This is a genomic window from Thiobacillus sp. SCN 63-57 (assembly GCF_001725555.1).
Classification (GTDB): Bacteria; Pseudomonadota; Gammaproteobacteria; order Burkholderiales; family Thiobacillaceae; genus Thiobacillus.
The window spans coordinates 1-10,742 of sequence record NZ_MEGP01000050.1 but is presented as its reverse complement, the minus strand read 5'-3'; the positions used below and the strand labels follow the sequence as shown (position 1 = coordinate 10,742).

General features: G+C 57.4%; 11 protein-coding genes and 1 pseudogene. 10 read left to right on the top strand and 2 right to left on the bottom strand.

Annotated features, from left to right (window positions below; translation table 11 throughout):
* Nucleotides 1-203, bottom strand: a 203-nt coding sequence (locus ABT23_RS14825) for a YfiR family protein (protein ID WP_366367020.1), incomplete at its 3' end; no start/stop codon positions are given.
* 130 nt (nt 204-333) lie between these two features.
* On the opposite strand from ABT23_RS14825, the gene ABT23_RS14375 reads away from it, so the two are divergent.
* The 3 genes from ABT23_RS14375 (at nt 334) to ABT23_RS14365 (ending at nt 4,988) form a co-directional block, all read left to right on the top strand.
* A complete protein-coding gene (locus ABT23_RS14375; protein WP_296636779.1) occupies nt 334-2,991 on the top strand; it encodes an ATP-binding protein in 2,658 nt (885 codons plus the stop codon).
* Nucleotides 2,988-4,379, top strand: a complete 1,392-nt coding sequence (locus tag ABT23_RS14370) for a sigma-54 dependent transcriptional regulator (protein WP_296636777.1) — start codon at nt 2,988-2,990, stop codon at nt 4,377-4,379. The genes ABT23_RS14375 and ABT23_RS14370 overlap by 4 nt, the downstream gene beginning before the upstream one ends.
* Nucleotides 4,380-4,466: 87 nt before the next feature.
* Nucleotides 4,467-4,988 (top strand): DUF302 domain-containing protein, encoded by a 522-nt coding sequence (locus ABT23_RS14365; protein ID WP_296636774.1) that lies wholly within the window; start codon nt 4,467-4,469, stop codon nt 4,986-4,988.
* Between the two features lie 18 nt (nt 4,989-5,006).
* On the opposite strand, the gene ABT23_RS14360 is transcribed toward ABT23_RS14365, so the two are convergent.
* Nucleotides 5,007-5,270 (bottom strand): hypothetical protein, encoded by a 264-nt coding sequence (locus ABT23_RS14360; protein WP_296636772.1) that lies wholly within the window; start codon nt 5,268-5,270, stop codon nt 5,007-5,009.
* A gap of 12 nt (nt 5,271-5,282) precedes the next feature.
* Between ABT23_RS14360 and ABT23_RS14355 the strand changes: the two genes are divergently transcribed.
* The 7 genes and pseudogenes from ABT23_RS14355 to ABT23_RS14325 form a co-directional block, all read left to right on the top strand.
* Complete coding sequence (locus tag ABT23_RS14355) at nt 5,283-5,765, top strand: superoxide dismutase family protein (RefSeq protein WP_296636770.1); 483 nt, start codon at nt 5,283-5,285, stop codon at nt 5,763-5,765.
* A 553-nt stretch (nt 5,766-6,318) separates the two neighbouring features.
* The gene (locus ABT23_RS14350; RefSeq protein ID WP_296636768.1) at nt 6,319-6,972 is read left to right on the top strand and encodes a TlpA family protein disulfide reductase; all 654 of its coding nucleotides are present in this window, start codon (nt 6,319-6,321) and stop codon (nt 6,970-6,972) included.
* Nucleotides 6,973-7,023: 51 nt separating this feature from the next.
* Nucleotides 7,024-8,490, top strand: coding sequence for a twin-arginine translocation signal domain-containing protein (locus ABT23_RS14345; RefSeq protein ID WP_296636764.1), 1,467 nt, complete (start codon nt 7,024-7,026; stop codon nt 8,488-8,490).
* 77 nt (nt 8,491-8,567) lie between these two features.
* Nucleotides 8,568-9,035, top strand: a complete 468-nt coding sequence (locus ABT23_RS14340; RefSeq protein WP_296636762.1) for a hypothetical protein — start codon at nt 8,568-8,570, stop codon at nt 9,033-9,035.
* Between the two features lie 100 nt (nt 9,036-9,135).
* Nucleotides 9,136-9,840 (top strand): pentapeptide repeat-containing protein, encoded by a 705-nt coding sequence (locus ABT23_RS14335; protein ID WP_296636759.1) that lies wholly within the window; start codon nt 9,136-9,138, stop codon nt 9,838-9,840.
* A 127-nt stretch (nt 9,841-9,967) separates the two neighbouring features.
* On the top strand, nt 9,968-10,342 hold the full coding sequence (gene soxX, locus ABT23_RS14330) for a sulfur oxidation c-type cytochrome SoxX (RefSeq protein ID WP_296636756.1): 375 nt from the start codon (nt 9,968-9,970) through the stop codon (nt 10,340-10,342).
* Nucleotides 10,343-10,742, top strand: a pseudogene (locus ABT23_RS14325) (sulfur oxidation c-type cytochrome SoxA); the annotation flags it as partial.

Below are 10,742 nucleotides of genomic sequence, written 5' to 3'. Positions count from 1 at the left end.
CCGCCGCTGCGGGCAAAGCCTGGCAGGTCCGAGACGGTGACGATCTGCCGGGCGTGAGCGCGTTCCAGCCAGCTGCCGAGGTTGGCGGCTTCGCTGCCGGCGATGAACAGCAGGTGGCAGGCGGTGATCTCGCTGACCCCGAGGCGTACCTCGATCTGGCCTCGACCCTGCTCAATCTGCTGGTGATCCCGACGCTCTTCCACTGGATAGCCAGCCGCCGCAAGGGTTGGCTGGTGCCGGGCGGATTGTGAGCCGATAATCCTCGTCCGGACTGCGCTGACCTAACATGAAGTAGAGGGTTTATCCGCGGTCGCCAAGGCTGGAGCAAACGCAATGCAGGTGAAATTTTTTCGAATGGAACGTGGAATCGGGCTGCCTGAATCGGAGCGGGCGGGCAACCTGCTCGAGACCGGCGTGATGCTGTGGGTGGTATTCCTGCTTTTACTCCCGATCCTGCTGTTTGGAAATCTTTCTCCTCATCTGCTTGCGCAGCAGTTTGTCGAGATCAAGAGCCACATGCTGATCGAGTCATTCTGCGGTTTTGTGGCACTGATGATCGCCGGCATGATTCTGGCCGTGAGCGCGAGACAAAAGAGCTATGGTGGGGCATTTTTCGGAATGGCTTTCCTGTCCATGGGGGTCATGGACATCCTGCATGCCTGGTCCAATCCGGGCCCGGAGTTACACCATTTCGTCGCCTACCATACCGTCTCTTCCCTGTCTGGAAGCGGGCTGATCCTGGCCGGCATCGTGGCCCATATTTTCTCAGATCGGAAACGCTGGCCTACTCACAGCGATATGCTCACAGTGGGAGTGGGCGGGCTGGTCGTATTGATGGTGGCAGTCTTGTATCAGATATTCATTCCGAACCTGATGTCAGGCACCTACCCCAATTCTCTGAGTTTTCTGCCGACCACGCATAGCGTGCATTACCTGGCCAGCTTTCTCTATGCGCTCGATGCCGTTGCGTTTTACGGTTATTACCGAAAGTATCGGAAAAGCCTTGCACTTGTGATCGCCAGTCTGCTGATGGTATTTGCCCAGAGTGCCTATCTGTTTAACTTCTCCAAACTATGGGACATCATCTGGTGGGGGTGGCACGGGGTCAAAATGATGTTCTATCTGGGCGTCATGGTCACGGTGTCGGTCGGTTTCCTGCTGGCACTCAATACCATTGAGCGCTCGCGCCATGTTCTGATGCGCGCCAACCGGCGGCTGCATCGCACCCAACGCAGGATCAGAAACGTCAATCAGGAACTCAGGATACGCAATCGCATGGCGCGCGAGGCGATGACCTCGCCCGATCTCAACAATGCGCTCGATGTGGTGTCCAGTGCGGTCAACCAACTGCTGGGTATCCCCTGTGGCGAGTTGATCCTGAGCATCCCGGCGGATGAAATCGACGAGTTCGAGCGACATATGCCCCAACTGGGATCGCACTGGCCCATCCGGGCCAAGGCGTCGAACGCCACCTGTTTTGGGCAAAGCTGTCAGTTGGTGAGGGAGTCGGGGGGAAGCTATTACGAATGCTCTTCCGGCACGGTCGATCAGTCGGTTTGCCTGTCGCTCACCGCGAGCGGCCAGGAGATCGGTCACCTTCGCTTGCTCATGGAAGATCGTGAGCACTTGCGCCAGCGCATGGGCCAGTTGCAGGCGTTGGCGGCGGAGATTGGCACGATCGTCAACAATGCACTGCTTTACCATCGTTGGCTTGACGCCAACGAATTCCGGGCCGCTTTGCTACGAGTATCGGCCATGATGACCTCAACCCTGAACCTCAAGCGGGTGCTTGAATCGGTGTGCAGCGAAAGCGCCGACCTGCTGGACAGTGAAGGGGCGCTGGTCTGGCTTCCCAGCGATAAGGAACCCGGGCGCTTCACTCTGGCGGCCCGATGGTTTGCCGACAGCGACAAGGCTTGTACCGCTGAACTGGAGGCCTGGTGCCGTGACGGCCATTCATGCGCACGGCTCCTGAATAATATCGACGGCCACTTCCGCCCACGTGCCATGCTGTGGCCGGACAGTCAGGCGTTATGGGTTTCAGAACAGCCATTGAGTTGCCATTGGGGGGCGATGGCGCTGTTTCCCCTACTGGACGAAGAACGCCTGATCGGCGCCATGGTGTTGATACGCAAGGAGCGGGTGCAATTCAGCGAGGCTACCCTGGCCAAGGGGGAACTGCTTGCCGGCCAGGTCCGTATTGCAATCAACAATGCCCATAGCTACCAGCAATTGTCCGAAATCAACCAGCAACTTAAACTGTCCGAGGCAAACAAAATCCGCGCGGAACGCCTGGCAGCGCTGGGCCAGATGGCTGCCTCGGTGGCGCATGAGGTACGCAATCCGCTGTCGGCCATTACCAATTGCCTGGCGGTGTTGAAGGCGGAACGCAGTAACGAGGGCCGAAGCCGCGATGCCTTGGAAATCATCCAGGACGAGGTGGCGCGGCTGGATAATCTGACGCGCGACTTCCTCATGTTTGGCAAGCCGCGTGTGATGGCAAACAAGCCCGTGGTACTGGAAGCGCTGGTTTACAAGGTGTGTGCAGCACTGGAGCGTCATGTCCAGCAACAGGGACAAATGATCGAAGTGGAAGCGGGTATCTCGGGCAACGCCATGTCCCATCTGTTCGATGCGGATGGTCTGGAAGTCGTTCTGTGGAACCTCCTGCTCAATGCGTCGCAGGCCATTCATGGCCGGGGCCATGTGTATGCCACGGTACGCGTCTATCCCGGCTGGTTTCTGCTGGTCGTGGCGGATACTGGCAAGGGCATCCCCCCCTTGGAGCGCAAGCTGATTTTCGAGCCGTTTTATACCCAGCGCTCACATGGTGCCGGGCTTGGGCTCGCCATCGTGCAGCGCTTCGTGCAGGAGTGGGGCGGTCGTATCCGCATTGCAAGCCAGATGGGGCATGGTACCCGGTTTTATGTGCGCGTACCCTTGCCCGAGCCGGTCGACGCAACCCTTGACCGTACGATAGCGATGGCATGAGCAGCAAACCTCTTCATATCCTGTTGGTGGACGACCAGAAAAGCCTGCGCCGTAGCCTGTCGCTCATGCTGCTGGGGGCCGGCTTCGACACCAGCGAGGCGGAAAGCGGCAGCCAGGCGTTGGTGATCTTGAGCCAGGCTGAATACGATCTGGTGATTACCGATTTGCGTATGGATGACATGTCCGGAATTGATCTGCTGCGCGAGATCAAGCAGATCAAGCCCCACCTGCCGGTGATCCTGATCACGGCCTATGGCAGCATCGAATCGGCAGTCGATGCGATGCGCCTGGGCGCATTTGATTACCTCACCAAGCCGTTCAGCGAACACGATATTCTGGAAAAAATCCATGCCAGCCAGGCATTGCGCAATTACGCCACCGCAATGCGGAGCCCTCCCACGGCGGAGTCGCGCGAGGCAGACGACATCGTGGCCGATACTCCGCAGATGCGCGCGACCCTGATCAAGGCGGAACGGCTGGCAGCCACCGACATCAGCGTGCTCATTACCGGCGAGACCGGCACCGGAAAGACTCGTGTTGCCCGACTCATCCACGAGAAAAGTGCGCGCAGCGAGCATGCCTTTGTCAGCATCAATTGCGCCAGCCTGCCGGAGCAGCTTCTGGAGAGCGAACTGTTTGGCCACGTGCGCGGCAGCTTCACCGGCGCGACCGATTCCCGTGCTGGTCTGTTCGAGGAAGCGGATGGCGGCACCATTTTCCTGGACGAGGTGGATACCCTGTCGCCCGCGATGCAGGCCAAGCTATTGAGCGTACTGCAGGAGCGGCAGATCCGCCGGGTGGGATCGAACAAGAGCAAACAGGTGGATATCCGGGTGATCTCCGCCACCAATCAGGTGCTCGACAGCCTCATGGAACGTGGACATTTCCGTTCCGATCTGTATTTCCGCCTTAATGGTATCCGGCTGCATCTGCCGCCGCTCAGGGAGCGAGGCGAGGACCTCAAGCGGTTGCTGACGCGTTTTCTCGGAGTCTACAGTGCCAAGTACAAGCGCAGCGGACTCAGTCTGACGCCGCGCGCCCTGGCCTGTGTACAGGCTTATCCGTACCCGGGGAATATCCGCCAGTTGGAAAACTTCGTGGAACAAATGGTGGTTTTCGCTGACGAGCAGGGGGTGATCGATATCAACGCCCTGCCAGAAGATCTGTTGCAGCATCTGGGCAACATATCAGAGGCCGATGTCCCCGTCCCATTGCCGCAAGGAGAGGGGGGCAGCCTTGCCAAGACCGAGCGCATGTTGATCGAGGCTGCCTTGCGGCGTGCCAGGCATATCGGCGAGGCTGCGCGTGAATTGGGTATCGGCCGTACCACCCTGTGGCGCAAGATGCGCGAATTCAATCTCCAGTTCACGCCAAGCCGGCGCGAATAGTGTCCCGCATCGTCTGGCATGCTGTTTGCTCAAGTTCGGCAGGGCCGATTCACGGCCTGTTGTTTGAAACAAACAGGAGAGAAGGTGATGAAGTTTTTTTCCCGCGTTAAACGCAACAGTCACACGCTATTTTTACTGGGCTTGCTGACGATCTTGCCAGCGACATCGGCCATGGCCGATGAACCCCATGTAGTGGCAACCGAGCTCAAGTTCGAAGTGACCGTGGCAGACAAAATTGCGGCCGTGCGCGATATGCTGATCTCGCAACTCGAAGCCAGGAATTACGCCATCATCAACGTGCTCAATGTGCAGGAAGGCCTGCAGGGGCGCGGGATCGATGCGCCGCCGCTTCAGCTCATCGAGTTCTGCAATCTGACCAAGGCCTACACCGTCACCCATCATGTGCCCAACTTCGAGATGTTTGCGCCATGCCGGTTGGCGCTCATCGAGCATGACGGCAAGACCACGGTCATGATGCAGCGTCCGGCCCATATTTTGAGCTTGCTTGCCAACGACAAGAATCTGACAGACGAAGGCAGGGCAACCCTCAAGCAGTTTGATGATGACTTGCGCGCCATTCTGGATAGCTTGGCCAGTGGTGGGTTCTGATGGCCGGACGGGCTCGTTTCACAATGGAACGAACCCGCTCGGCGCATCGTTCAAATCCATACGTAGCAAGCTGCTGAGGGCGGGAACGGAAATGGCCTGCGCCTCCTGCAGTGCACGAACAGGTGCCCTGGATACACTCAATTCGATGACAAGGAGTATTTGATGAAGGACAGATGGAACGGGAGACTTGAAACCCGTTATATGCGTCGGATCGCCGTTGCCGCGCTGCTTGGGGCGATAGGGCAGGCTGGTGCGGCAGAGCATTCCCACCATGGCCATCATGTGGCGTCTCCCATGGATCACAATCATGGAGGCTCGAATGCGACGGCAGAACTGGTGGCCATTTCAGGCAGTCAAGTGAATGGCACGCTGCATCTGGTTCAACATGACAACAGTAACGTGCTGATCAAAGGAAGCGTGGCGGGCCTGACGCCGGGCAAACACGGTTTCCATATTCATGTGAACGGCAATTGTGATTCACCGGATGGAATGAGTGCAGGCGGTCATTTCGCGCCTTCTGGCGGGGTCCACGGCGCGCCCTCCGGCGAGGCACATCATCTGGGCGACCTCGGCAATATTGAAGCGGATCGGAACGGCGTCGCCAACGTGAGTGTGGACGTGCCGGGTGTGAGTCTGGCGTTGATCGGCCTCAATTCCATTGTCAATCGCGCGATCGTCATTCACGCCAAAGAAGACGATTTTTCCGATCCGGCCGGCAATTCCGGTGCGCGTGTGGCCTGTGGTGTAATCGAGCAGGACAACGATATGCGCATGTAAGCGTCCGGCCACTTCGTGAGTGTTTCGTCTGTTCCGGTCTGTGGGGTTGCCCGTGATCGATCCAAGCGATTCCTTCCCTATATAGCGCAATTCATTTGAGGGCGCTCAGCCCGCAACGATCGCCAGAGAGAGACTGACGATGCGCTGATTCCAGGCTTTCTGCATTTCCATTCAATGGCTGCTTAAGCCGTGGATGAAAGTCTGGCCTCATCTAATCGCTCAATTTCCTCCTCCTTTACCGGTAGCCCTGCGCTACCGGTTTTTTTGCGTGGGTGATGTGGGATTGCGCAGGTCGGACGAGTTTTTTCAACGTGAAACATTCACTGAAACAAAGTGGGGTGGCGTGTGTTCAACCTGTTGAAAATAAATAATAAATTAAATTGGCATGGGAAGTGCTAGAGACCAACCGCGACAAGGTGTCGCAGCTTTGTTGGGCGGGCTTTCTGGAGAGTGGTTTGGCCGCCAGATCTCTAGATGGCAGTTCGGTTGTGTGCCATCCGGTTCTGATTTCAGGTCGGTGTGCGACAAGGTTTAACAACAGGAGAATTTACAGATGAAATCTAAGGCAACAACGGTATCAGGTGGGCTGGGGAAGCGACGCGTCGTTTCTGCACTTTGCACGGCGGGGCCAGCTCTTTTCACGTTGGGGCTGCTTGCAATACCCGTTAGCGTGGTGTTGGCGGATGGTAAGGATGGAACCTTCCCATCTGCCGAGCAGGTGGGGGGTGAAGTGTTCATCAAACCGATGGCGGTCGGCACAAAAATGCCGACTGATATCGAGATTTATGACTCCAATGCAAAAAAGGCCGATCTCGGCAGTCTGGTGGCAGGCAAACGGACGCTGGTGGTGTTTTTCATCTCTGCGGTGCCGGTTTCGGTTGAACAGCTGAAAAAGACCGAGGTATTCGTGGACAAATATGGACGCGGCGCGAACGTCGTCTTTATCAATGCGGACACGATGGGCACGCACCTGATGGGCGGCCCGACGCAGGCGATTCCTTCCACGGCGGCAACCATGCGCCTGATCAAGAAGGAGCATAACTTGAAGCGGGATATGTATGTGGCGCCCAACGATGTGTTGAGCCCTAAAGGCGTTTCTACGCGTCTGGGGATTCGCGGCTTGCCGACCAGCTTCCTGTTGTCGGCCAACGGCACGATCGAAAAGGTCTTCGTCGGCCCGCAGGACTGGAAGAAAGGCGACATCTGAATCGACGCTAGGGCGTCTGCATAAAGCAATACAACGCAAGGAGTTAAATTAATGAGTATTTCCAGAAGGCAGTTCATACAAGGTTCGCTCGCTGCCGGCATGGCCGGGGCAGCAGGTGTTTTGGGTTCGGGGAGCGCCTTGGCGGCTCGCCACGATCCGCTCAACGAAGCGCAGGCCGATTTTTTCAAGAAATTCGATCGTAACGTCGTGCTGCTGCCGAGCAAGTACGGCGGCTACGTGCAGGCGCTTGACCTCGCCGTACCGGAAACCCTGGCTTGGTACAACTACGGCCTGGCGGGCGTCAACATGCCCATCCCGCACCACATCGCGGCCATGCCCTCGGCCGATCCTTACAAGGGATTCGACTTTTACCAGACCATGCAGCCGCCCGGGACGCCTTATGTCAACGAGAACTCCCCCGAATGGCGCGATCGTGGCGATTTCAAGATGTTCAAGATGCGCTACGACGGTAGCGGCAAGCAAAACCACATCGAAGTGGTCAACGACATCGGCGTGACCACGGGTATGTCGCTGGGGGTGCACGTGTCCATCGGTGTGGGCGAAAACGCCAACAAGTATGTCGCGTTTGCGGATGGCCAGAAGGACATGGTGCTGATCACCACCATCGATGACAACCCGAAAATCGTCAAGGCCTTCCGTGCCGATTACGATCCCGTCAAGCGACAGCTTCACATCAGCCATATCTTCCCCGATGCCACCACCGGCAAGTTCGACTACGTGGGCCGCAAAGGCATGAAGACGACCCACGAGGCGATGCTGGGCGAAGAGTTGATGCCGGCCGACCCGACTGCGGTCTTCGTGGATGCCTTTACCTGGCATCCGACCCTGCCGTTTGGGGCGATCCTGATTCGCCGCCTCGGTTGCTGCGCGATCGTCGATACGCGCACCTGGGAAGTGGTTGCGCTGCTTTCCACCGCCAAGGGCGCGCCTGACAATTTCCCGCTGACCCGGCAACAGGGTTTCACCTGGACCTTCTCCGTGCCGTCTGTACTTACGCCTTTGCACGAGGCTGGCTTCATTACGAGCGGCGAATACTTCTGTGCATGTAACAACGTGCTGCAGAACAACATCGCGATCTACCGTTCGACCGATGAAAATCCGCTCAAATGGAAGAAGGAAGCCTTCGTCGAAGGATTCGGCGACAAATATCTGCCGCTGCATATGGGCAACGTACCGGATTCGCGTTTTGCCTACTTCACCATGTGGGCGCGTAAGCCGAACAATGGCTACATCTGCAAGGTGGATACCAAAACCTGGAAGGTGACCGCGAAGTGGGATACCGGCCCGGATCCCCACACCTGCGACTGCTCGGTCGATGGCAAATACATGACTACGGTGTACAGCGGCAACCAGGGCGGACAGTCCGGCTTGGTGATTCTGAACGTCGAGACCGACAAGATCGAAGCCCGTATTGCCGTTCCCGGTGGCATGCACGACCACGTCGTGGTACCGGAAAGCTGGGAAGGCATGAAGTTCTCGCGCAGTACTTCGGTGTAACGGAACGTTTCGTTCTCTGGCATCGCCGCCGACGGGGATATCCGATGGAAAGATTATCAAAGAACTGAAAGACGAGCATGAATATTCAAAAAACAATCGCGAATACATTTGCCTCGGCAATGCGCTGGATTGCCTGCCTGGGGCTGCTATCTGCGTTGGGCCTGCCGACTGCGGCACTGGCGCACAGTAACGAATATCTGGCCACCATCAAGGGCGACCACGGCGGTTTGCTACGCATGGCGGAGATGTACCACTTCGAATTGGTGGTGAAGGACGGCGAGGCCCAGGTATGGGTCACCGACCATGGCGATACGCCCCAATCGACCCAGGGCGCGAGCGCCAGCCTGCGTTTCATCGCGGGCACGCAAGCCATGACGGTGAAATTGAATCCGGCCGGCGCCAACGAACTGGTTGGAAAAGATTCCCGGATCAGGCTTGTTGCCGGTACCAGGATCCTCCTGACCGTGACCATGAAGGGGCAGAAGCCTTTGCAAATTCGTTATCTGCTGGGCGACATGAAGGCGGATCACGCGGGAAAGCATTGAGCCGCGGTTCTGGAATCATGATGTATCTGCAACTGCATGACGGTCTGTGCTTACCGGCACTGGCAGGTATCGGCGGCTAGTGCCGGAGAGGAGAGCAGACATGCGGATGACACATCCCGGGTATTCCCGCTTCTGTCGGGCCGGCCTGATCACAGGCATTGCATTCCTGGTGGCAGGCGCGGGGATGGTGCACGTGGCCTTTGCCCAAACACCCATGCAGCATAGGGGCAACCGCGATCAACTGCTTGCGACCAATGCCTGCGTGAAATGCGATCTGGCCGGGGTTGATCTGGCTGGTCTCAATCTCATGGGGGCTGATTTGTCCCACGCAGATCTGTCCCGGGCCAATCTTGCCGGTTCGTATCTGATCGGCGCCACGCTCTATCAAGCCAAACTGACTGAGGCCAACCTGAGCGGTGCGGTCATCGGCGGGGCCAATCTGAGCGGTGCGGATATGAAAGGCGTCGACCTGAAACGAGTGATATCGAGCCGCGCCAATCTAAACATGGCCAATCTGGCTCGTGCCGATTTCTCCGAGGCCAAGCTGGAATATTCCAATATGGAAGGGGCCATCCTGACCGGTGCGAATCTGAGCCGGACAGATTTGTACGAGTCCCGCTTCCTATTCGCCGATCTGACCGATGTGAATTTTATGGGCGCAAATTTGCATGAGGCCGATTTCAGTCATGCCGACGTCAATGGGGTGGCGACCGATGTCACGACGACCTGTCCTGATTTGAAGCCCGGCCCCTGCGATATGCATACCTTGAGTGAAAGCGGAGAAAAGCCCGGCGCCATGCGGTAGTCGCATTTCGCGGGCGAGGGTGCTACGCCCCGGCAGGATCTATTCCCGTTTCTTCTCACGCGGTACGGGGGGAGAAGAAAATGTTCGTAATTTTATGGCGTTAATTAAAACTGACAGGGCAAGACTGATGGAGAAACAAATTGCAATCGTCACGGCAGCTAGCCTGAGCCTTCTGCTCACTGCCACATTCATCCCCTCTGCGCAGGCCGCGGAGGCATCCAAGCCGGAACCAACCGGGCAGGAACTGGCTTTCGATAACCGCAAGGGAAATTGTCTGGCATGTCATGCCATGCCCGGAGAGCCTAAAGCGGTGACCAACACCAACATCGCCCCGCCGCTGATAGGCATGGCTGCACGTTTCCCGAATCGGAAAGATCTGTACGCACAGATCTGGGACGCTACGCGCGCCAACCCCGACACGGCCATGCCGCCATTCGGCAAGAACAGGATCTTGACCGACGCGGAGATCAACAAAGTCGTGGATTACGTTTATGGGCTGTGAATGCCCGGCCGCCATCTGATTTTAAAAGAGAAAAGAAACATGAAACGAGCAACATGGATGCTGTCCTGTCTGGGCATGCTGGCTTTCAGTACCGAAGCGCTGTCCGTCTCCCCGGAACAGGAGCGGCTGAACCGCGTGCAGGCGGTGCAGCAAAAATACCCCGATATCAAATTCGAAGACTACGTGCATGGTGCGCTGGCCTTCAGCGCGGATGCCAAGGCGCAATATGAAAACATGATGGCGTTCCCGCCGTTCGAGTCCGAGATCGACAAGGGCCGCCAGTTGTGGGAGACCCAGTTCAACAACGGCAAGCGGTATGCCGATTGCTTTCCCGGAGGTGGCAAGAATGTAGTCGGCAATTACCCTTACTACGATGAAACCATGAAAAAAGTGGTCACCT

Excerpts from the sequence above, each read along its gene's own strand:
- ABT23_RS14335 (WP_296636759.1), top strand. The coding sequence starts at position 9,136 with ATGCGGATGACACATCCCGGGTATTCCCGCTTCTGTCGGGCCGGCCTG.
- ABT23_RS14360 (WP_296636772.1), bottom strand. The coding sequence starts at position 5,270 with ATGATGGCCATGGTGGGAATGCTCTGCCGCACCAGCCTGCCCTATCGC.
- ABT23_RS14350 (WP_296636768.1), top strand. The coding sequence starts at position 6,319 with ATGAAATCTAAGGCAACAACGGTATCAGGTGGGCTGGGGAAGCGACGC.
- ABT23_RS14345 (WP_296636764.1), top strand. The coding sequence starts at position 7,024 with ATGAGTATTTCCAGAAGGCAGTTCATACAAGGTTCGCTCGCTGCCGGC.
- ABT23_RS14355 (WP_296636770.1), top strand. The coding sequence starts at position 5,283 with ATGGATCACAATCATGGAGGCTCGAATGCGACGGCAGAACTGGTGGCC.
- ABT23_RS14370 (WP_296636777.1), top strand. The coding sequence starts at position 2,988 with ATGAGCAGCAAACCTCTTCATATCCTGTTGGTGGACGACCAGAAAAGC.
- soxX (WP_296636756.1), top strand. The coding sequence starts at position 9,968 with ATGGAGAAACAAATTGCAATCGTCACGGCAGCTAGCCTGAGCCTTCTG.
- ABT23_RS14365 (WP_296636774.1), top strand. The coding sequence starts at position 4,467 with ATGAAGTTTTTTTCCCGCGTTAAACGCAACAGTCACACGCTATTTTTA.
- ABT23_RS14375 (WP_296636779.1), top strand. The coding sequence starts at position 334 with ATGCAGGTGAAATTTTTTCGAATGGAACGTGGAATCGGGCTGCCTGAA.
- ABT23_RS14340 (WP_296636762.1), top strand. The coding sequence starts at position 8,568 with ATGAATATTCAAAAAACAATCGCGAATACATTTGCCTCGGCAATGCGC.